At 64.0% G+C, this 21776-nt stretch carries 19 protein-coding genes and 1 pseudogene; 14 read left to right on the forward strand and 6 right to left on the reverse strand.

All coding sequences use genetic code 11. The features are described from left to right. Positions 1-355: 355 nt before the first annotated feature. Entirely contained in the window at positions 356-1291 is a 936-nt protein-coding gene (locus L6D77_RS05135; protein ID WP_236170016.1) for an aspartyl/asparaginyl beta-hydroxylase domain-containing protein, read from the reverse strand. A gap of 156 nt (positions 1292-1447) precedes the next feature. Continuing rightward, positions 1448-2422: a cysteine synthase A gene (gene cysK, locus L6D77_RS05140; RefSeq protein WP_232882351.1), complete on the reverse strand. Its 975-nt coding sequence runs from the start codon at positions 2420-2422 to the stop codon at positions 1448-1450. A gap of 131 nt (positions 2423-2553) precedes the next feature. On the opposite strand from cysK, the gene L6D77_RS05145 reads away from it, so the two are divergent. The 6 genes from L6D77_RS05145 to L6D77_RS05170 all read left to right on the forward strand — a co-directional run bounded on the left by L6D77_RS05145 (position 2554) and on the right by L6D77_RS05170 (position 9844). Beyond that, complete coding sequence (locus L6D77_RS05145; protein WP_232882352.1) at positions 2554-3624, forward strand: DUF748 domain-containing protein; 1071 nt, start codon at positions 2554-2556, stop codon at positions 3622-3624. A gap of 203 nt (positions 3625-3827) precedes the next feature. Then, positions 3828-4673: an AAA family ATPase gene (locus L6D77_RS05150; RefSeq protein WP_110992491.1), complete on the forward strand. Its 846-nt coding sequence runs from the start codon at positions 3828-3830 to the stop codon at positions 4671-4673. A gap of 13 nt (positions 4674-4686) precedes the next feature. Then, entirely contained in the window at positions 4687-5865 is a 1179-nt protein-coding gene (locus L6D77_RS05155; protein ID WP_232882353.1) for a vWA domain-containing protein, read from the forward strand. A 144-nt stretch (positions 5866-6009) separates the two neighbouring features. Next, the gene (locus L6D77_RS05160; RefSeq protein ID WP_232882354.1) at positions 6010-7299 is read left to right on the forward strand and encodes a M18 family aminopeptidase; all 1290 of its coding nucleotides are present in this window, start codon (positions 6010-6012) and stop codon (positions 7297-7299) included. A gap of 176 nt (positions 7300-7475) precedes the next feature. Then, positions 7476-7643, forward strand: a complete 168-nt coding sequence (locus L6D77_RS05165; protein ID WP_167409870.1) for a hypothetical protein — start codon at positions 7476-7478, stop codon at positions 7641-7643. A 44-nt stretch (positions 7644-7687) separates the two neighbouring features. After that, the gene (locus tag L6D77_RS05170; protein ID WP_232882355.1) at positions 7688-9844 is read left to right on the forward strand and encodes a mechanosensitive ion channel family protein; all 2157 of its coding nucleotides are present in this window, start codon (positions 7688-7690) and stop codon (positions 9842-9844) included. Positions 9845-9961: 117 nt separating this feature from the next. On the opposite strand, the gene phnR is transcribed toward L6D77_RS05170, so the two are convergent. Next, a complete protein-coding gene (gene phnR, locus L6D77_RS05175) occupies positions 9962-10675 on the reverse strand; it encodes a phosphonate utilization transcriptional regulator PhnR (protein WP_232882356.1) in 714 nt (237 codons plus the stop codon). A gap of 321 nt (positions 10676-10996) precedes the next feature. Here phnR and L6D77_RS05180 point away from each other — a divergent pair, with 321 nt between their 5' ends. The 6 genes from L6D77_RS05180 to L6D77_RS05205 all read left to right on the forward strand — a co-directional run bounded on the left by L6D77_RS05180 (position 10997) and on the right by L6D77_RS05205 (position 16277). After that, on the forward strand, positions 10997-12055 hold the full coding sequence (locus tag L6D77_RS05180; RefSeq protein WP_232882357.1) for an ABC transporter substrate-binding protein: 1059 nt from the start codon (positions 10997-10999) through the stop codon (positions 12053-12055). Positions 12056-12192: 137 nt separating this feature from the next. Next, entirely contained in the window at positions 12193-12999 is an 807-nt protein-coding gene (locus L6D77_RS05185) for an alkaline phosphatase family protein (RefSeq protein WP_232882358.1), read from the forward strand. Beyond that, the gene (locus tag L6D77_RS05190) at positions 12996-13835 is read left to right on the forward strand and encodes an ABC transporter permease (protein WP_232882359.1); all 840 of its coding nucleotides are present in this window, start codon (positions 12996-12998) and stop codon (positions 13833-13835) included. Before L6D77_RS05185 ends, L6D77_RS05190 begins: the two co-directional genes overlap by 4 nt. Next, positions 13825-14619: an ABC transporter permease gene (locus L6D77_RS05195; RefSeq protein ID WP_232882360.1), complete on the forward strand. Its 795-nt coding sequence runs from the start codon at positions 13825-13827 to the stop codon at positions 14617-14619. Before L6D77_RS05190 ends, L6D77_RS05195 begins: the two co-directional genes overlap by 11 nt. 1 nt (position 14620) lies before the next feature. After that, the gene (locus tag L6D77_RS05200) at positions 14621-15610 is read left to right on the forward strand and encodes an ABC transporter ATP-binding protein (RefSeq protein WP_232882361.1); all 990 of its coding nucleotides are present in this window, start codon (positions 14621-14623) and stop codon (positions 15608-15610) included. 13 nt (positions 15611-15623) lie between these two features. Then, a complete protein-coding gene (locus L6D77_RS05205) occupies positions 15624-16277 on the forward strand; it encodes an HAD family hydrolase (RefSeq protein WP_232882362.1) in 654 nt (217 codons plus the stop codon). A gap of 121 nt (positions 16278-16398) precedes the next feature. Here the strand turns inward: L6D77_RS05205 and L6D77_RS05210 are convergent, their stop codons facing one another. Continuing rightward, positions 16399-17361 (reverse strand): NAD(P)H-quinone oxidoreductase, encoded by a 963-nt coding sequence (locus L6D77_RS05210; protein WP_236170017.1) that lies wholly within the window; start codon positions 17359-17361, stop codon positions 16399-16401. Positions 17362-17502: 141 nt separating this feature from the next. On the opposite strand from L6D77_RS05210, the gene L6D77_RS05215 reads away from it, so the two are divergent. Both L6D77_RS05215 and L6D77_RS05220 read left to right on the forward strand, forming a co-directional pair. After that, complete coding sequence (locus L6D77_RS05215; RefSeq protein WP_232882364.1) at positions 17503-19584, forward strand: carboxy terminal-processing peptidase; 2082 nt, start codon at positions 17503-17505, stop codon at positions 19582-19584. Positions 19585-19692: 108 nt separating this feature from the next. Beyond that, positions 19693-20898, forward strand: a pseudogene (locus L6D77_RS05220) (EAL domain-containing protein); the annotation flags it as partial. 147 nt (positions 20899-21045) lie between these two features. Here the strand turns inward: L6D77_RS05220 and L6D77_RS05225 are convergent. Together L6D77_RS05225 and L6D77_RS05230 are read right to left on the reverse strand one after the other, a co-directional pair. Next, a complete protein-coding gene (locus tag L6D77_RS05225) occupies positions 21046-21414 on the reverse strand; it encodes a hypothetical protein (RefSeq protein ID WP_110993079.1) in 369 nt (122 codons plus the stop codon). Further along, positions 21411-21755, reverse strand: a complete 345-nt coding sequence (locus tag L6D77_RS05230; RefSeq protein WP_232882365.1) for a helix-turn-helix domain-containing protein — start codon at positions 21753-21755, stop codon at positions 21411-21413. Before L6D77_RS05230 ends, L6D77_RS05225 begins: the two co-directional genes overlap by 4 nt. Between the last annotated feature and the right edge of the window lie 21 nt (positions 21756-21776).

Below are 21776 nucleotides of genomic sequence, written 5' to 3' on the forward strand. Positions count from 1 at the left end.
GAAAGCCGTACGGGCGGATCTATCGCGTATCGAGGGATAGCCGACCGTGTTCAGTAGGTTGCGTGTGCTGGGGATGCGGCCAGAAGCCGATCAGCCCAGTACGACCACGCAAGGAGGCGGAGCTACGCCGCCTACAACGCCACTGACAGGTGGTGGTGGGTAGTGACTGATCATGGCCGGCTGCTGGCTGCCACGCACGACCACGCCCGCGACAGGCGCGAGAACGTAAGCGGTGGTGGAAGGGATGGCTGGCATGAACAGGTCTACTGGAGAAGTGAGTGTTTCGGAATATATCGGTGTATTCATCGCGGGGCAAGCCCGCTCCCACGCGGGAGGACGGGCTTGCCTCAGCGCGTCAGAACAACCAGCGGTAAAGCGCGACGGCCACCAGCACCGCCAGCACCGGCCGCAGCACGCGGTAGGCCTTGGGGTTGGCGCGCTTGAACTGCTTCACCCGCGAACTGATCACGTTGCTGAAACGCTTGCTCCAGGCATAGGCCTGGTTGATCCCGCCCACGCGCTCGTCGTCGGTGTTCTGCGGCGCGGTGGCGCGGCCGAGGAAGGCGCTGACCTTGCGGTTGATGCGGGTCATCAGCGGGCTGTTGAGCGGGCGCTCGACATCGCAGAACAGGATCACCCGGGTCATGTCGGTCTCGTTCTTCACCCAGTGCACGAAGGTCTCGTCGAACATCACGTCCTCGCCATCGCGCCAGGCATACGGCTGGCCGTCGACGTAGATGCGGCAGTTGTCCGAGTTGGGGGTGGACAGGCCCAGGTGGTAGCGCAGGGAACCGGCGAAGGGGTCACGGTGCGGGTTCAGGTGGCTGCCGCCGGGCAGCAGGGCGAACATCGCGCCTTTGACGTTGGGAATGCTGTTGACCAGTTCGACGGTCTTGGGGCACAGCGTCTCGGCCGACGGCAGCGCCTTGTCGTACCACTTGAGGTAGAAACGCTTCCAGCCCTTCTTGAAGAACGAGCCGAAACCGGCATCGTTGTCTTTTTCCGCGGCCTTGATGTAACCCTCGTCGAACAGGCGCATGGCCTCTTCGCGGATGGTTTGCCAGTTGTCCTTGAGCACGTCCAGTTCAGGGAAGCGCTGGCGGTCGAGGTACGGCTTGGACGGCACACCGGAGAACAGGTACATCAGGCTGTTGTACGGGGCGAACAGCGCCGAATGGTTGACGAACTGGCGCAGCACCGGCAGGCGCGCCTTGCCGCGCAGATGCACGAACAGCACGCTGCCGAAAAAGACCAGCAGCACACCGGCCTTGGCGACAAAGGAAAAGGTCATGCAACACTCCTTGGAGGGGAAATCTGGCCATCCCCGAATAGCCGGACATCATAAACCCCTCAGGGGCAGCTGCAAGCTACAAGCTGCAAGGTACAAGCTGATCTGGGTCAACTTGCACAGCCTTTGCTTGCAGCTTGAAGCTTGCCGCCAGCTGCTCTACTGCTGGTTTTCCTGCTCGCTGAACATGTCGCTGAACAGCATGCTCGACAGGTAGCGCTCGCCGGAGTCGGGCAGGATTACGACGATGGTCTTACCCTGCATTTCCGGTTTTTCCGCCAGGCGCACCGCCGCCGCCATTGCCGCGCCACAGGAGATGCCACACAGAATGCCCTCCTCCTGCATCAGGCGGATGGCCATGGCCTTGGACTCGTCCTCGGTAACCGTCTCCACCTGGTCGACGATCGACAGGTCGAGGTTCTTCGGCACGAAACCGGCGCCGATGCCCTGGATCTTGTGCGGGGTGGGCTTGAGCTCCTCACCGGCCAGGGTCTGGCTGATCAGCGGCGAGTTCACCGGCTCCACCGCCACCGACAGGATCGCCTTGCCCTGGGTGTGCTTGATGTAGCGCGACACCCCGGTGATGGTGCCACCGGTGCCGACACCGGCCACCAGCACGTCGACCGCGCCATCGGTGTCGTTCCAGATTTCCGGGCCGGTGGTCTTCTCGTGGATGGCCGGGTTGGCCGGGTTGTCGAACTGGCCCGGCAGGAAGTGCTGCGCAGGGTCGCAGGCGACGATCTCGTTGGCCTTCTCGATGGCGCCCTTCATGCCCTTGGCCTTGTCGGTCAGCACCAGCTCGGCACCCAGTGCTTTGAGCACCTTGCGCCGCTCCAGGCTCATCGAGTCCGGCATGGTCAGGATCAGCTTGTAACCGCGGGCGGCGGCCACGAAGGCCAGGCCGATGCCGGTATTGCCCGAGGTGGGCTCGACGATGGTCATGCCCGGCTTGAGCTTGCCGCTGCTCTCGGCGTCCCAGATCATGTTCGCGCCAATGCGGCACTTCACCGAGTAGCCAGGGTTGCGCCCTTCGGTCTTGGCCAGAATGGTCACGCCGCGCGGGGCGATGCGGTTGATCTGCACCAGCGGCGTGTTGCCGATGGAGTGGGCGTTGTCTGCGTAGATACGGCTCATGGCAGGTGTCCTTGAACATGAAACAGCAGGGAAAACCATGAGGGTAAGCCCGCAAATAGGGTGCGTAAAGCCCGTTCGAACTCACTGAAGCGGCCCGCAGTCAACCGCACAACCTGCTGCGGAGAATCGCGATGAAAGCCCGTTACCGCTGGCCGCTGGTCGGCCTGGCCAGTTTGCTGGTGCTGCTGGCGCTGCACCTGGCCTTGCCCTGGCTGGTGCGCGATTACCTCAACGACACACTGGCCGACATGGGCGACTACCGGGGCCAGGTCAGCGACGTGGACCTGGCCTGGTGGCGCGGCGCCTACCAGATCAACGGCCTGAAGATCATCAAGGTCAGCGGCAAGGTGCCGGTGCCGCTGCTCGACGCCCCGCTGATCGACCTGTCGGTAAGCTGGCCCTCGCTCTGGTACGACCATGCGGTGGTGGCCAAGGTGACCTTTGCCCGCCCCACGCTCAACTTCGTCGACGGCGGCAGTAAGCAAGCTTCCCAGACCGGCCAGGGCACCGATTGGCGCCAGCAACTGGAAAAGATGCTGCCCATCACCCTCGACGAAGTGCGCATCGAACACGGCAGCCTGACCTTTCGCAACTTCACCTCCAAGCCACCGGTCGACCTCAAGGCCACCCGCCTCGACGCCCGCATCCGCAACCTGACCAATGTGCGCGACAGAGAGGGCCGGCGCGACGCCAGTTTCGAGGCCAGCGCCCTGCTGCTGGGCGATGCCAAGGTCGAGAGCCGCGCCACCTTCGACCCGTTCAGCGACTTCGACGACTTCCAGTTTCGACTGCGCGTCACCGGCATCGAGCTGCGCAGGCTCAACGATTTCGCCAGCGCCTACGGCAAGTTCGACTTCAACGCCGGGCACGGCGATGTGGTGATCGAGGCCCAGGCCGAGAAGGGGCGACTCAACGGCTATATCAAGCCGCTGCTACGCGATGTCGATGTGTTCAACTGGCATCAGGACGTGGAGAACACGCACAAGGGCGTGCTGCGCTCGGTGTGGGAGGCACTGGTGGGGGCCAGTGAAACCGTGCTGAAGAACCAGCCAAAAAACCAGTTCGCCACCCGCGTGGAGCTCAATGGCAGCGTGCACCAGCAGGACATCAGCGCGTTCGAAGCCTTCCTGCAGATTCTGCGCAATGGGTTCATCCAGGCGTTCAATGCACGCTACGAGCAGCCCCCACCCAAATCAGACTGAGCCCTGGGTGACGAACCATTCAGGGACTGAATACCCGGTCTGCGTTTGCAGGCGCCTGGGCTGGGGTTATAGTCGTCGCCAATATTCAGCGCTTGTCCGCAGCGGCCTCTTCGCGGGTAAACCCGCTCCCACAGGGCGTGCACGTTCTTGTGGGGGCGGGTTTACCCGCGAAGAGGCCCTCGAGGCCCTCAGAGGATCGGTTCATGAAGTTCGAAGGCACCCGCGACTACGTCGCCACAGACGACCTGAAACTGGCGGTCAACGCGGCCATCACCCTGGAGCGCCCGCTGCTGGTCAAGGGCGAGCCCGGCACCGGCAAGACCATGCTCGCCGAGCAACTGGCCGCCTCGTTCGGCGCCCGCCTGATCACCTGGCACATCAAGTCGACCACCAAGGCCCACCAGGGCCTCTACGAGTACGACGCGGTCAGCCGCCTGCGTGACTCGCAGCTGGGTACCGACAAAGTCCACGATGTGCGCAACTACCTGAAAAAGGGCAAATTGTGGGAAGCCTTCGAGGCCGAGGAGCGGGTGATCCTGCTGATCGACGAGATCGACAAGGCCGACATCGAGTTCCCCAACGACCTGCTGCAAGAGCTCGACAAGATGGAGTTCTACGTCTACGAGACCGACGAGACCATCAAGGCCAAGCAGCGCCCGATCATCATCATCACCTCCAACAACGAGAAAGAGCTGCCCGACGCCTTCCTGCGCCGCTGCTTCTTCCACTACATCGCCTTCCCCGACCGCGACACCCTGCAGCGCATCGTCGATGTGCATTACCCGAAGATCAGCGAATCGCTGGTCAGCGAGGCGCTGGACGTGTTCTTCGATGTGCGCAAGGTGCCGGGCCTGAAGAAAAAGCCTTCCACCTCCGAACTGGTCGACTGGCTCAAGCTGCTGATGGCCGACAACATCGGCGAAGCCGTGCTGCGTGAACGTGACCCGACCAAGGCCATCCCGCCGCTGGCCGGCGCCCTGGTCAAGAACGAGCAGGACGTGCAACTGCTCGAGCGCCTGGCCTTCATGAGCCGGCGCGGCAACCGCTGACAGGAGCCGGGCCATGCTGCTCAACCTGTTCAATGAAATGCGCGCAGCCAAGGTGCCGGTGTCGGTGCGCGAGCTGCTCGACCTGCACCACGCCCTGCAGAAAGGCGTGGTGTTCGCCGACATGGACGCGTTCTACTACCTCGCCCGGGCCATCCTGGTGAAGGACGAACGCCATTTCGACAAGTTCGACCGCGCGTTCGCCGCCTACTTCAAAGGCCTGGACAACCTCGACCGGCATATCGAGGCACTGATCCCCGAGGACTGGCTGCGCAAGGAGTTCGAGCGCTCGCTGAGCGACGAGGAACGCGCGCAGATTCAATCACTCGGTGGCCTGGACAAGCTGATCGAGGAATTCAAGAAACGCCTCGAAGAGCAAAAGGAACGCCACGCCGGCGGCAACAAGTGGATCGGCACCGGCGGCACCAGCCCGTTCGGCTCGGGCGGTTTCAACCCCGAGGGCATCCGCGTCGGCGAGGCCGGCAAGCGCCAGGGCAAGGCGGTGAAGGTATGGGACCAGCGCGAGTACAAGAACCTCGACGATCAGGTCGAACTGGGCACCCGCAACATCAAGCTGGCGCTGCGCCGCCTGCGCAAGTTCGCCCGTGAAGGCGCCGCCGAAGAGCTCGACATCGACGGCACCATCGACCACACCGCCCGTGACGCGGGGCTATTGAACATCCAGATGCGCCCCGAACGGCGCAACACGGTGAAGCTGCTGTTGCTGTTCGATATCGGCGGCTCGATGGATGCCCATGTGAAGGTATGCGAAGAGCTGTTCTCGGCCTGCAAGACCGAGTTCAAGCACCTGGAGTACTACTACTTCCACAACTGCGTCTACGAGTCGGTGTGGAAGAACAACCTGCGCCGCACCTCTGAGCGTTTCGCCACCTTCGACCTGCTGCACAAGTACGGCGACGACTACAAGGTGATCTTCGTCGGTGACGCCGCCATGGCGCCTTACGAGATCACCCAGCCTGGCGGCAGCGTCGAGCACTGGAACGAAGAAGCCGGGTATGTGTGGATCCAGCGCTTCATGGAGAAATTCAAGAAGATCATCTGGATCAACCCGTACCCCAAGCAGGCCTGGGACTACACCGCGTCGACCCACCTGGTGCGCGACCTGATCGAGGACAAGATGTATCCGCTGACCTTGCAGGGGTTGGAAGACGGGATGAAGTATCTGTCCAAGTAGGCATTTGAGCAGGCCCGGCCCCAGCGCCGGCCGGCGCCCACAGGGTTCGATGCCCTTTGTGGGAGCTGGCTTGCCAGCGATAGGGCCGACACAATTTGTCGGGCAATTACGCTAAACTCGCGCCACTGCTGTCTGGAGTGACTTATGCGCGATGCCCTGAACGCCGGCCTGATCGAATTCCTCAAGGCCTCCCCGACGCCCTTCCATGCCACCGCAAGCCTGGTGCAGCGCCTCGAAGCTGCTGGCTTCCAGCATCTGGACGAACGCGACAGCTGGGCCACGGTGCCCGGCGGACGCTACTACCTGACCCGCAACGACTCCTCGATCATCGCCATCAAGCTCGGCAAGCATTCGCCGCTGATAGGCGGTATCCGCATGGTCGGCGCCCACACCGACAGCCCATGCCTGCGGGTCAAGCCGCAACCCGAACTGCAGCGCCAGGGCTTCTTGCAACTGGGCGTGGAAGTCTACGGCGGCGCCCTGCTCGCCCCGTGGTTCGACCGCGACCTGTCGCTGGCCGGGCGGGTCACCTTCCGCCGTGACGGCAAGGTCGAAAGCCAACTGATCGACTTCAAGCTGCCGATCGCGGTGATCCCCAACCTCGCGATCCACCTCAACCGCACCGCCAATGAAGGCTGGATGATCAACCCGCAGACCGAACTGCCGCCGATCCTGGCCCAGGTGGCGGGCGATGAGCGCATCGACTTCCGCGCACTGCTCACCGAGCAGCTGGCCCGCGAGCACGACCTCAACGCCGACGTGGTGCTCGACTACGAGCTGAGTTTCTACGACACCCAGGACGCCGCGTTGATCGGCCTGAACGGCGACTTCATCGCCGGCGCCCGCCTGGACAACCTGCTGTCGTGCTATGCCGGCCTGCAGGCGCTGCTGAGCGCCGACAGCGACGAAACCTGCCTGCTGGTGTGCAACGACCACGAAGAAGTGGGCTCCTGCTCGGCCTGTGGCGCCGACGGCCCGATGCTCGAACAGACCCTGCAGCGCCTGCTGCCCGAAGGCGACGCCTACGTGCGCACCGTGCAGCGCTCGCTGATGATCTCGGCCGACAACGCCCACGGCGTGCACCCCAACTACGCCGACAAGCACGACGGCAACCATGGGCCCAAGCTCAACGCAGGCCCGGTGATCAAGGTCAACAACAACCAGCGCTACGCCACCAACAGCGAAACCGCCGGGTTCTTCCGCCACCTGTGCATGGCCGAGGAAGTGCCGGTGCAGAGCTTCGTGGTGCGCAGTGACATGGGCTGCGGTTCGACCATCGGCCCGATCACTGCCGGCAACCTGGGCGTGCGCACGGTCGACATCGGCCTGCCGACCTTTGCCATGCACTCGATCCGCGAGCTGTGCGGCAGCCATGACCTGGCACACCTGGTGAAGGTGCTGACGGCGTTCTACCGTAGCCGCGAACTGCCGTAAACCACGCTGCCCTTTTCGCGGGTAAACCCGCTCCCACAAGGTCCGCGAACCTCTGTGGGAGCGGGTTTACCCGCGAAGGGGCCCGTGCAGGCATACACCTGCCCCTGGTCAATCCGCCTCGCTGGCAAAGCGCTATGCTTGATACATGGCCCATCAAGCACAAGGATTGCCACCCCATGTCCCCGTTCCTGTCGCTGTTCATCCCGGTATTCGGCTTTCTCATGCTGCTGACCATCGGCTTCAGCCTGCGCGAGCGCAATATCGGCGTGCTGATGATGTGGATCGGCACCCTGGGCATCTTCGGCCTCACCTGCTGGAAGATCCTGGAGAAACTGCCCACATAAACCTCTACACTCGGTCAATCGTTTGACCTGAGGTAGATTTCCCGGTGCCTGCCCTCCTGCGTTGCCTGTTCCTGCTGCTGTTCCTGTTCGTCTCCCCGGTGCACGCCGCCGGCCTGCCGAGCCTGCTTGGCTCCAGCGCGCCCGCCCAGCCCGAGGCCACCGAGCCGCTGGGCAAGTCGCTGGACGAGGTGATCAAGAACCTGGAAAACGACCAGCAGCGCGCCAAGCTGCTGGCCGACCTGAAAAAGCTGCGCGACGCCACCAAGCAATCGCAACCCACCGTCGAACAAGGCGTGCTCGGCCTGATCGGCGGCGCCCTGCACGATTTCGAGAAGCAGTTCAGCGGCGACGCCAGCCCGTTCAACCGCTGGGCGCAGGAGATCAGCCAGGCCCAGGATGAACTCATTGCGCTGATGGTGCCGGTGCACCAGTGGCCGGCCATCCTCTTCGGTTTCGCTGCGGTCATTGCCGTATGGAGCCTGTTGGCCTACGTCTTCAACTGGATCGGCCACCGGGTGCGGGTGCGCTTTGGCCTCACCGAAGAACTGCCCCAGCACCCGCGCACCTGGGACCTGGTGCGCTTTGCCCTGCGCAAGCTCGGGCCGTGGCTGGTGGCGCTGGTGTTCACCGTCTACCTGAGCTTCGCCCTGCCGCCATCACTGGGTAAGTCCATGGCCATGGTGCTGGCCTATGCGCTGGTGGTCGGCACGCTGTTCTCGGCGATCTGCGTGATCGCCTTCTCGCTGCTCGACGGCCCGCACCGCCACCGTGCCCTGTACATCCTGCGCCACCAGGCGTTCCGCCCGCTCTGGCTGATCGGCAGTTTTGCCGCGTTCGGCGAGGCAATGAGCGACCCACGCCTGACCACTGCCCTGGGCAGCCACCTGGCCCATGGCCTGGCCACCCTGGCCAACGTCTTCGCCGCCTTGTGCACCGGGCTGTTCATCCTGCGCTTCCGCCGCCCGATCGCCCACCTGATCCGCAACCAGCCGCTGAGCCGGCGCCTGACCCGGCGCACCCTCAGCGACACCATCGAAATCCTCGGCAGTTTCTGGTTCATCCCGGCGCTGATCCTGGTCGCCGTCTCGCTGTTCGCCACCTTCGTTTCCGCCGGCGACACCAGCACTGCGCTGCGCCAGTCACTGATGTGCACGGTGCTGGTGGTGGTGTGCATGGTGCTCAACGGCCTGGTACGCCGCCACGCCGCCAACCCCAAGCACGCCAACAAACGCCAGGCGGTGTACACCGAGCGCTTGCGCAACTTCGGCTATGCCCTGGTGCACTTGTTCATCTGGCTGGCCTTCATCGAACTGGGGTTGCGCGTGTGGGGCCTGTCGATGATCGACTTCGCCGAAGGCGACGGCCACGAGATCAGCCTGCGCCTGCTGGGCCTGGCCGGCACGCTGATCGTCGCCTGGCTGGTGTGGATCCTGGCCGACACCGCCGTGCACCACTCCCTGGTGCGCTCGCGCCGGGGCCAGGCCAACGCCCGCGCACAGACCATGATGCCGCTGATCCGCAACGTGATGTTCGTGGCGATCTTCATCATTGCGGTGATCGTCGCCCTGGCCAACATGGGCATGAACGTCACGCCGCTGCTGGCCGGTGCCGGGGTGATCGGCCTGGCCATCGGTTTTGGCGCCCAATCGCTGGTCGCCGACCTGATCACCGGGCTGTTCATCATCATCGAGGACTCGCTGGCCATCGACGACTACGTGGATGTCGGCGGCCACCTCGGCACCGTGGAAGGCCTGACCATCCGTACCGTGCGCCTGCGCGACATCGACGGCATCGTGCACACCATCCCGTTCAGCGAGATCAAGAGCATCAAGAACTACTCGCGCGAGTTCGGCTATGCGATCTTCCGTGTGGCGATCCCCCACAACATGAACATCGACCAGGCCATCAGCCTGGTGCGTGAGGTCGGCCAGAAGCTGCGCAGCGACCCGCTGATGCGCCGCAACATCTGGTCGCCGCTGGAGCTGCAGGGGGTGGAGAGTTTCGAGTCGGGCTCGGCGATCCTGCGGGCGCGGTTCAAGACCGCGCCGATCAAGCAGTGGGAAGTGTCGCGGGCGTTCAACCTGGCGTTGAAGCGCCAGCTCGACGAAGCCGGGCTGGACCTGGCGACGCCGCGGTTGTCGGTGCAGGTGGTGACGGCGGGGGGTGGTGCCATCCCTGAAGCCGGCGGAGCCGCCAGCTAGGGCCGCTTCGCGCCCCATCGCCGGCAAGCCGGCTCCCACAGGGATCACATGACCTTCAAGACTAACGCCAAACCTGTGGGAGCCGGCTTGCCGGCGATGGGCTGCACAGCAGCCCCCTTACCCCGCCTGCGCGCGGATGCGAATCGCATCATGGCGCCAATACTCCAGATCGCAGTCGATCAAGTGCCCATGCTGGTCGCTGTTGACCCGGGTGATATGCAGCCCCGGGCTACCCGCTGACACTTTTAGCGCACTGGCCGCGTCCACCGGCAGGGCGGTGGGCAGGATCTCGAAACATACCTGCCCGTACTGAATGCCGTATGCCCGGCCATAAATCTCGGTCAGCGATTGCGCCAGGTCCAGTTCAAGAATGCCTGGGAAGTACCTGGGGTTGAGGTAGTGCTCGGCATACAGCACCGCCCGCCCGTCAATCCGCCGCAAACGGCAGATCCGCACCACGCTGGACAGCGCCGGCAGGCGCAGGCGTGCGCAAATGGCCGCCGGGGCCGGTTGCAGCCGCGCCGACAGCAGCTCGGTGCTGGGCGCCCGTCCCTGGTCCCGCACCATCGCATGGAAGTGGCTACGCTCGATCAGGTCGTAGGTCAGCCGCTCGGGCGCGACGAACCAGCCACGCCGCTCCTCGCGGTAGATCAGGCCCTGGGCCTCCAGCTGCACCAGTGCCTCGCGCAGGGTGATGCGCGTGGTATCGAACACCTCGCTGAGCTTGCGTTCGGCCGGCAGCTTGCCGCCCGGCGCCAGCAGGCCGTGTTCGATCTGCTCCTGCAGGGCATGGCAGATGGCTGTTACCGCACGCGGTGGCGTCGCTTGCATCAAAGGTTACCTATCTGGACTAGTCCAGAACAGGGCACATGGAGCGTAGTGCAAGCCTAGTCACGGCTGATGAACATCCTGTGACAAAGGCTTTTCACAGGGCTTGCCAGATCCGGGCCAGCCCGCGTGATTCAAGGCTTTCGATCTGGTCTACGCTGTATTGCCAGGGCCTTTGGCCAACCCTGGCGGCCCGCCCCTTACATCAAACTGTCACGCAACCGGCCTACCTTGGCTCAAGGTTTGCTGACCTAGACCAACGGTTGGCAGGCACCGCTTCATCACATAACAACGATTGCAAGGCACCCACCCAAGGAGCTTCGGATGAAAAAGTTGTTCATGGCGTCACTGCTCGGTTCGGCCATCGCGTTCTGCACCACGGCCATGGCCGAAGACCTCAAGGCCCTGGAAGATGCCGCCCGCAAGGAAGGCACGGTCAACAGCGTGGGCATGCCCGATGCCTGGGCCAACTGGAAAGGCACCTGGGAAGACCTGGCCAGCAAGTACGGCCTCAAGCACAGCGACACCGACATGAGCTCGGCCCAGGAAGTGGCCAAGTTCGATGCCGAGAAGGACAACGCCAGCGCCGACATCGGCGACGTGGGTGCCGCCTTCGGCCCGATCGCCACCAGCAAGGGCGTGACCCAGCCCTACAAGCCAAGCACCTGGGACCAGGTACCCGCCTGGGCCAAGGACCAGGACGGCCACTGGGCGCTGGCCTATACCGGCACCATCGCCTTCATCATCAACAAGGACCTGGTCAAGGAAGGCGATCGCCCGAAAACCTGGCACGACCTGGAAAAAGGCAAGTACAAGGTCGCCATCGGCGACGTCGGCACCGCCGCCCAGGCCGCCAACGGCGTGCTGGCTGCCGCCATTGCCTACAAGGGCGACGAGAAGAACATCGAGCCGGGCCTGCAACTGTTCACCAAGCTGGCCCAGCAGAAGCGCCTGTCGCTGGCCAACCCGACCATCCAGACCATCGAGAAGGGCGAGATCGAAGTGGGCGTGGTGTGGGACTTCAACGGCCTGAGCTACCGCGAGCAGATCGACCCCAAGCGCTTTGAAGTGCTGATCCCGTCCGATGGTTCGGTGATTTCCGGCTACACCACCATCATCAACAAGTACGCCAAGCACCCCAATGCGGCCAAGCTGACCCGTGAATACATCTTCAGCGATGCCGGGCAGATCAACCTGGCCAAGGGCCACGCCCGGCCGATCCGCGCCGAGCACCTGAAACTGCCGGCCGACGTGCAGGCCAAGCTGCTGCCCAACGAGCAGTACAAGGCCGCCCAGCCGATCAAGGACGCCGCGGCCTGGGAAGCGACCTCCAAGGCCCTGCCGCAGAAGTGGCAGGAGCAGGTGATCATCGAGATGGAATAACGGGCAGATTCCCTTCTGCCTGAACCGGCCCTATCGCCGGCAAGCCGGCTCCCACAGGGTCAGCGCAAGACCTGTGGGAGCTGGCTTGCCAGCGATGAGGGCGACGCGGTACCGACTGATACCCCTGCGGAGCCACCATGCAACACAACGTCATCCTGGTCCTGCTCGACGGCCTGAACTACCAGGTCGCCCACCACGCCATGGGCCACCTGCACGCCTACGTCGAGGCCGACCGCGCCGCGCTGTACCGCGTGGAATGCGAGCTGCCGTCGCTGTCGCGACCGCTGTACGAATGCATCCTCACCGGCGTGCCGCCGATCGACAGCGGCATCGTGCACAACAACGTCAACCGCCTGTCCAACCAGCGCAGCGTGTTCCACTACGCCCGCGAGGCCGGGCTGGGCACCGCGGCGGCGGCCTATCACTGGATGAGCGAACTGTACAACCGCTCGCCGTTCGACCCGCTGCGCGACCGCCACACCCACGCGCCCAAGTTGCCGATCCAGCACGGGCTGTTCTACTACGCCGACCACTACCCCGATTCGCACCTGCTGGCCGACGCCGAATACCTGCGCCGCCGCCATGCACCGAACTTCCTGCTGGTGCACCCGATGAACATCGACGACGCCGGCCACCGCCACGGCCTGGACAGCAGCCAGTACCGCAACGCCGCGCGCAGCGCCGACATCCTCTTGGCCGACTACCTGCCGCGCTGGCTGGAAGAGGGCTACCAGGTGCTGGTGACCGCCGACCACGGCATGAACAACGACCGCTCGCACAATGGCCTGCTGGCCGAAGAGCGCGAGGTGCCGCTGTTCGTCTTCGGCGACAGGTTCAGCCTTGACCCGGCAGCCAAACCGCTGCAGACCGAACTGTGCGGCACTATTTGCGAACTGCTGGGCGCGGCCCATGACAAGACCGTCTGCCGGGAGCTGCTCAAGTGAATGCAAGCTCCCGTGGCCGTTACCTGGCCCTGCTCTGGCTGTTGCCGTTCGCCGTGTTCTTCATCATCTTCCAGATCGCCCCGCTGGCCTGGGTGGCGATCAACAGCCTGCAAAGCGAAAGCGGCTGGGGCCTGGCCAACTTCAGCAAGGTGTTCGCCTCGAAGTTCTACCTGCAGGCGCTGCAACGCAGCCTGGAGATCAGCTTCTGGTCGAGCCTGTTCGGCATCATCATCGCTACCCTGGGTGCCTACTCGCTGCGCCGGGTCGATTCGAGACTGCGCGACTTCGTCAGCGCCTTCGCCAACATGACCAGCAACTTTTCCGGGGTACCGCTGGCGTTCGCCTTCATCATCCTGCTGGGCTTCAACGGCGCACTCACCCTACTGCTCAAGCAGATGGGCCTGCTGGGTGACTTCAGCATCTATTCCAAGACCGGGCTGATCCTGGTGTACACCTACTTCCAGATCCCGCTGGGGGTGCTGCTGCTCTACCCCGCCTTCGATGCCCTGCGCGAAGACTGGCGTGAATCCGCTGCGTTGCTGGGGGCCAACCACTGGCAGTTCTGGCGGCACATCGGCCTGCCGGTGCTCACCCCTGCCCTGCTCGGCACCTTCGTCATCCTGCTGGCCAACGCCCTGGGCGCCTACGCCACGGTCTACGCCCTGACCACCGGCAACTTCAACGTGCTGCCGATCCGCATCGCCGGCCTTGTGGCCGGCGACATCAGCCTCGACCCGAACCTGGCCAGCGCCCTGGCCATGGTGCTGGTGGGGCTGATGACCCTGGTCACGGTGGTCCATCAATGGCTGCTCAAGAGGAGCTACCATGCGCGCTGAACAATCCACCGGCGGGCTTTACCACAAGCTGGTGGTGTACCTGCTGTTCCTGATCCTGCTGCTGCCGCTGGCCGGTACCCTGCTCTACTCCCTGGCCACCAGCTGGTCGGCGACCCTGCTGCCCAGCGGCCTGACCTTCAAGTGGTACATCGCGCTGTGGAGCGAGCCACGCTTTCTTGCCGCCTTCGGCCAGTCGCTGCTGGTGTGCGTGGGGGCGCTGCTGCTGTCGGTGGTGCTGATCCTGCCGCTATTGTTCGTGGTGCACTACCACTTCCCCCGGCTAGACGCGCTGATGAACGTGCTGATCCTGCTGCCGTTCGCAGTGCCGCCGGTGGTATCGGCAGTGGGGCTGCTGCAGCTGTACGGCAGCGGGCCGATGGCCATGGTCGGCACGCCGTGGATCCTGATCGGCTGCTACTTCACCGTCGCCCTGCCGTTCATGTACCGGGCCATCACCAACAACCTGCAGGCGATCAACCTGCGCGACCTGATGGACGCCGCCCAACTGCTGGGGGCCAGCACCTGGCAGGCCGCGTTCCTGGTGGTGCTGCCCAACCTGCGCAAGGGCCTGATGGTGGCGTTGCTGCTGTCGTTCTCGTTCCTGTTCGGCGAGTTCGTGTTCGCCAACCTGCTGGTGGGCACCCGCTACGAGACCCTGCAGGTGTACCTGAACAACATGCGCAACAGCAGCGGCCACTTCAACAGCGCGCTGGTGATCTCCTATTTCGCCTTCGTGCTGGTGCTGACCTGGGTCGCCAACCGTTTGAACAAGGACAAGACCTGACATGAGCTTCGTCAGCGTACAGAAACTGCAAAAGAGCTACGCCGGCAGCCCGGTGTTCGAAAACATCGACTGCCAGATCGAACGCGGCGAGTTCGTCACCCTGCTCGGCCCCTCGGGCTGCGGCAAGTCCACCCTGCTGCGCTGCATCGCCGGGCTCACGCCGGTGGACAGCGGCCATATCCTGCTCGACGGCCAGGACATCGTGCCGGTCAGCCCGCAGAAACGCGGGATCGGCATGGTGTTCCAGAGCTACGCGCTGTTCCCCAACATGACCGTGGAGCAGAACGTCGCCTTTGGCCTGCGCATGCAGAAGGTCAAGGCCGAGGAAAGCCAGGCACGGGTGCGCGAAGTGCTCGACCTGGTGGAACTGGGCAGCTTCGCCGGGCGCTACCCGCACCAGTTGTCCGGCGGCCAGTGCCAACGCGTGGCGCTGGCCCGCTCACTGGTCACCCGCCCGCGCCTGCTGCTGCTCGACGAGCCGTTGTCGGCGCTGGATGCGCGCATTCGCAAGCACCTGCGCGAGCAGATCCGCGCGATCCAGCGTGAGCTGGGGCTGACCACCATCTTCGTCACCCACGACCAGGAAGAAGCGCTGACCATGTCGGACCGCATCGTCCTGATGAACCAGGGGCGCATCGTCCAGAGCGGCGATGCCGAAACCCTCTACACCGCGCCCGTCGATCTGTTTGCCGCGGGCTTTATCGGCAACTACAACCTGCTCGATGCCGACAGCGCCAGCCGCCTGCTGCAGCGCCCGGTGGCCAGCCGCCTGGCGATCCGCCCCGAGTCCATCACCCTGGGCGTCAACGGCGAGCTGGACGGCGAGGTACGCAGCCACAGCCTGCTGGGCAACGTCATCCGCTACCGCGTGCAGGTGCGCGGGGTGGAACTGGTGGTGGACGTGCTCAACCGCTCGGCGGCCGACCTGCACCCCGACGGGCAGCGTGTATCCTTGTCGATCGACCCCACGGCGCTACGGGAAGTGGCCTAAGGAGATTCAACCCATGGCATTGGCAATTTTCGATCTGGACGAAACCCTGATCCACGGTGACTGCGCGTCACTGTGGAGCGAACAGATGGCCCGATTGGGCTGGGTCGACGGCAAGGCGTTCCTCAAGCGCGACCATGAACTGATGGAGGCCTACGGCAAGGGCCACCTGGCCATGGAGGACTACATGGCTTTCAGCCTGGAGCCGATCGCCGGACGCACCCTGGAAGAGGTGGAGCACCTGGTCGAGCCGTGGGTCGAGGACGTGATCGAGCCGATCATCTACGGCGATGCCTGCCGTTGCATCGCCGAACACCGCAAGCGTGGCGACCGCATCCTGATCATTTCCGCGAGCGGTACGCACCTGGTGGGGCCGATCGCAGCGCGGCTGGGGGTGGACGAGTACCTGGCCATCGAGCTTGAGGCGGTCAACAGCGTGTTTACCGGCAAGACCCACGGTGTGCTGACCTACCGCGAAGGCAAGATCACCCGATTGCTGGAGTGGCTGGACCAGGAGCAGGAGAACCTGGAAGGGGCGAGTTTCTATTCCGATTCGCGCAACGATTTGCCGTTGTTGCTGAGAGTGGATCATCCGTTTGCGGTGAACCCGGATGCGGTGTTGCGTGAGCATGCCGAGAAAAATGGATGGCCGGTGCTGAGCTGGGCCTGAAGGTTTGTGCTGCCAGTTCTGCCCCTATCGCCGGCAAGCCGGCTCCCACACTAACCGCGCTGACCTTGGGCTATGCGCAATCCTGTGGGAGCCGGCTTGCCGGCGATGAGGCCGGAATGCCTTACACCAGGCTCGGGTCGATCACCAGCACCAGCTTGCCCGACACCTGGTTGCTCGCAAGCTCCGCATAGGCCGCCTCGGCAAATTCCACAGGATAGGTATCGACCAGTTGCGCCGACAACCGCCCCTCAGTGAACAGCGGCCATACCTGCTGCCCCAGCTCGCGCAGCAATTCAGCCTTGAATCCGTCATCCCGGTTGCGCAGCGTCGACCCGGTGACCTGCAGGCGCTTGCCCAGGACCAGCGCCAGGTCCAGCTCGACCTTGCGCCCGCCCATCAGGCCGATGATCACCCAGCGTCCGTCGCGGGCGAGCAGCTTGAGGTTGAGCGGCCCATAGCTGGCACCGACCGGGTCGAGGATCACATCGAACGGCCCGAGCTGCTCCAGCGCGTCGAGGTTGGCATTGCGCACCACGCCGCCCGCCGCCCCCAGGCCTTCGCAGTAGGCCAGGCGCTCGTCAGAGCCGACGCTGACCCATACCGGGTTGCCGAAGGCCTTGCACAGCTGGATCGCCGCCGAACCCACGCCGCTGGCGCCAGCATGCACCAGCACCTTCTCGCCAGCCTTGAGGCCACCCAGCTGGAAGATGTTCAGCCAGGCCGTGGCGTACACCTCGGGGATCGCCGCCGCTTCGTGCAGGCTCAGGCCTTCGGGTACCGGCAGCACGTGGCGGGCATCGACCACCACTTCTTCGGCCATGCCGCCACCGGCCAGCAGTGCGCAGACCCGGTCACCGACGCGCCAGTCGGCGCCAGCGCCGACCTCTTCGATGATGCCGGCGCACTCCAGGCCCATATAAGGGCTGGCACCCGGCGGCGGTGGATAAAGGCCGGCCTTTTGCAGCAGGTCGGCGCGGTTCAGCCCCGCGGCGGCCACTCGAATGCGCACCTGCCCTGCGTCACAGGCCGGGCGTTCGGCCTCGACCCAGGCCACATGTCCGTCAACGCCTTGCAATGCCTTCACAGTGCCTCCATAGTTGAATCATATGACTGAGCCTGGGATCACCGTCCCAGGCTTTTTGCAGTATTTTCCCGGTTTCATGGAACCGGCGAACGGAAAAGACGGCCTACTATGCGTGATCAATTGCCTACACGTCGAATCAGCATGAAGCATTTCCTCCCCAGCACCGCCCTCGCCCTCGTCATCGGGCTCGGCAGCCTCACGCTCGGTGGCAATGCGGCCGCCGCCAACAAGTGGGACAGCTTGCAGCCAGACCGTGACGAGATCGTCGCCAGCCTCAACGTGGTCGAGTTGCTCAAGCGCCACCACTACAGCAAGCCGCCGCTGGACGACGCCCGTTCGGTCATCATCTATGACAGCTACATCAAGCTGCTGGACCCGTCACGCAGCTATTTCAACGCGGCCGACATCGCCGAGTTCGACAAGTGGAAGACGCAGTTCGACGATTTTCTGAAAAGCGGCAACCTCGACCCCGGTTTCACCATCTACAAGCGCTACCTGGACCGTGTGAAGCAGCGCCTGGACTTCGCCCTGGCCGAACTGAACAAGGGCGTCGACAAGATCGACTTCACCGTAAAAGAGGACCTGCTGGTCGACCGCAAGGACGCCCCGTGGATGAAGAACTCGGCCGAGCTCGACGACCTGTGGCGCAAGCGCGTGAAGGATGAAGTGCTGCGCCAGAAGATCGCCGGCAAGGACTTCAAGCAGATCCAGGAAACCCTGACCAAGCGCTACAAGAACCAGCTGGCGCGCCTGGACCAGACCCGTGCCGAAGACATCTTCCAGGCCTACATCAACACCTTCGCCCAGTCCTACGACCCGCACACCAACTACCTGTCGCCGGACAACGCCGAAAACTTCGACATCAACATGAGCCTGTCGCTCGAAGGCATCGGCGCGGTGCTGCAGAGCGACAACGACCAGGTCAAGATCGTACGCCTGGTGCCCGCTGGCCCTGCGGCGAAAACCAAGCAGGTGGCCCCGGCCGACAAGATCATCGGCGTGGCGCAAGGCAACAAGGAAATGGTCGACGTGGTCGGCTGGCGCCTGGACGAAGTGGTCAAGCTGATCCGTGGCCCGAAAGGCTCGGTGGTGCGCCTGGAAGTGATCCCGGCGAGCAATGCGCCGAACGACCAGACCAGCAAGATCGTCTCGATCACCCGTGAAGCGGTCAAGCTCGAAGAGCAGGCGGCGAAGAAGTCGGTGCTCAAGCTCAAGCAGGACGGCCGCGACTACAAGCTGGGGATCATCGAGATCCCGGCCTTCTACCTCGACTTCAAGGCCTATCGCGCCGGCGACCCGGACTACAAGAGCACCACCCGCGACGTGAAGAAGCTGCTCACCGAGCTGCAGAAAGAGAAAGTCGACGGCGTGGTCATCGACCTGCGCAACAACGGCGGTGGCTCGCTGCAGGAAGCCACCGAGCTGACCAGCCTGTTCATCGAAAAAGGCCCGACCGTGCTGGTGCGTAACAGCGACGGCCGCGTGGACGTGCTCGAAGACGAAAACCCTGGCGCCTTCTACAAAGGCCCGCTGGCGCTGCTGGTCAACCGCCTCTCGGCCTCGGCCTCGGAGATCTTCGCCGGCGCCATGCAGGATTATCACCGCGCGCTGATCATCGGTGGCCAGACCTTCGGCAAAGGCACCGTGCAGACCATCCAGCCGCTCAACCATGGTGAGCTCAAGCTGACGCTGGCCAAGTTCTACCGGGTTTCCGGGCAGAGCACCCAGCACCAGGGCGTGCTGCCGGACATCGCCTACCCGTCGATCATCGACACCAAGGAAATCGGCGAGAGCGCCCTGCCCGAAGCCATGCCGTGGGACACCATCCGCCCGGTGATCAAGCCGGTGGCCGACCCGTTCAAGCCGTACCTGGCCCAGCTCAAGGCACAGCATGAGGCGCGCAGCGTCAAGGATGCCGAGTTTGCCTACATCCGTGACCGCCTGGCGCTGACCCAGAAGCTGATGGACGAGAAGACCGTCAGCCTCAACGAGCAGGACCGCCGCGCGCGCCACGACCAGATCGAGGCCAAGCAGCTGGCGCTGGAAAACATCCGCCGCAAGGCCAAGGGCGAAGAACCGCTCAAAGAGCTGAAAAAGGAAGACGAGGACGCGCTGCCAGCCGAGCCGGACGACACCAAACCGGAAGACGACGCCTACCTGTCGGAGACCGGGCGCATCCTGCTCGACTACCTGAGCTTGAGCACGTCGGTGGCCAAGCACTGAAGTGATGGCAATATAATGTGAGCCGTCATTAAACAGTCATCTGACTGTCGTGAAATAGAAGGGCCGGGCGTGAAAACGCCCGGCCTTTTTCTATTCAGGAAGCAGTCCATGACCGTCACCGAACAGCTCAGCGCACTGAGCGCCATCCTGGCTCAACGTAGCGTGCACAGCCTGTTCCAGCCCATCGTCTGTCTTTCTGAACGGCGCATTCTCGGCTATGAAGCCTTGAGCCGCGGCCCCTCCAACAGCCCGCTGCATTCGCCGCTGAACCTGTTTGCCATCGCCCGCCAGGCCGGGCGCCTCAGCGAACTGGAAGTGCTGTGCCGCGAAACCGCCTGCCGGCGCTTTGCCGAACAGAACCTCGAGGGCAAGCTGTTCCTCAACGTTTCGCCCGAGTCCCTGCTGGAACCGCACTACCCTTCCGGGCGTACCCTGAAGATGCTCGAACAGGTCGGCCTGTCGCCCAGCCGGGTGGTCATCGAACTCACCGAGCAGACGCCCACCGAAGACTTCCAGCTGCTGTTCAACGCCCTGCACCATTACCGCGACATGGGTTTCTCGATTGCCCTGGATGACTTGGGCGCAGGCTATTCAAGCCTGCGCCTGTGGTCGGAGCTGCGCCCGGACTACGTGAAGATCGACCGCCACTTTATCGACGGCATCCACCAGGACCCGCTCAAGCGCGAGTTCGTCGGTTCCATTCTGCAAATCGCCCGCGCCTCACGCGCCCAGGTGATCGCCGAAGGCATCGAGCTGGCGGAAGAGCTGGCAGTATTGAGTGAAATGGGCGTTGAGCTGCTACAGGGCTATCTGCTTGGCCGCCCTCAGGAGACCGCTGCACGTGAATGCTCGATCCTGCCGCCTCAAGTGCCGAGCAGCCCTGCCACGTTGAACGAAGACAACGCCGACCTTGGCGCCCTGCTTATCCAGCAGCCAGCAGTGCCGCTGGAAACCGCCACCCAGCATGTGTTGGAGGCCTTCCGCCGCCAGGCCAGCCTCAACTCCATCGCCGTGCTGGACCCACAAGGCAAGCCGTGCGGTATCGTCCATCGCCATTCGTTGTCCGAAGCGCTGCTCAAGCCAGCGGGCAGCGAGCTGTTAACAGGCAAACCCGTCAGCCAAGTGATGAGCCAGGACTTTGTGGCAGTCGAACGTGGGCAATCACTGCAGCAGGTCAGCCGCCTGCTGACCAGCCGGGCGCAACAGCGTATCGAGGACGCCTTCATCATTACCCAGGGCGGCCGCTACCTGGGGCTGGGGCGGGTGATCGACGTGCTCAAGCTGATCACCGAGCAGCAGAGCGAGCGGGCCCGCGATCAAAGCACCTGCTGCTAGGTGGGCAACGTCATGTGAAAACAACTGCCTGTTTAGGAGCCCCCGAGAAGGCCGCGCCTACAGAAGTTACGCAGCTCTTGTGGGCGTTGGCTTGCCAGCGATGAAGCCGGCACTGCCGCCCCCGTTTCACGCCTCTTCCGGATACCGATACTCGAATACCCGCACCACTTCCGAGGCATGCCATGACGCCGCTTCCATGCCATCCACCGGCCCGTTGAACCTGCCCAGCCGCTCGACGCACTCGAAAAAACCGGTACGTGGCAGGCGGCTGGCGCCCTGGCTGATCACCAGCGAGCTGCGCAACGGCTGCTCGGCGCGGGCATCAAGCAGCGCCAGGTATTCCAGGGCGGCGGTCAGTGTCTGCATGGCCGGGCTGGGCAACTGGAGGCGTTCGAGCAATGCGCGGTAGGTGAGCAGGTGGCGTTGACGGCGGGCCAGGTCGAGCTCGGTCAGCAGACTCTCCCAGTGCTGACGGCTGATCCTGACCTGGCTCATGACGGCTCGCTCCAGCCACCAATGCCCAGGTGCCAGGCCAGGCTGCGCAGGATTGCAGCGTCAGGACGGCGTTCGCCGGACTCGATCATCGCCAGGTAAGCCGGGCTGATGCCTACCGTGCGCGCCAGCTGCTCGGGAGCCAGGCCTTTGGCCTGACGCAACGACGCCAGCTCATCCAAAGCACGCAGGCTGGCGCTCTGCGTTGTGCTTTCGACAGTGTCGGTACTGCCTGGCGCCGCGGCAGGTGCCTGGCCCGCGGCGGCCAGCAGCGCCTGATACTGCTCCCAGGGAACCACTGCGTACTCGGGCTGACCGTCCCGGCTGATGACCTGAATACCCATACAACCCCCTTGACGTTGGAT

Source organism: Pseudomonas parasichuanensis (assembly GCF_021601385.1).
In the GTDB taxonomy this organism is placed as follows: Bacteria; Pseudomonadota; Gammaproteobacteria; order Pseudomonadales; family Pseudomonadaceae; genus Aquipseudomonas; species Aquipseudomonas parasichuanensis.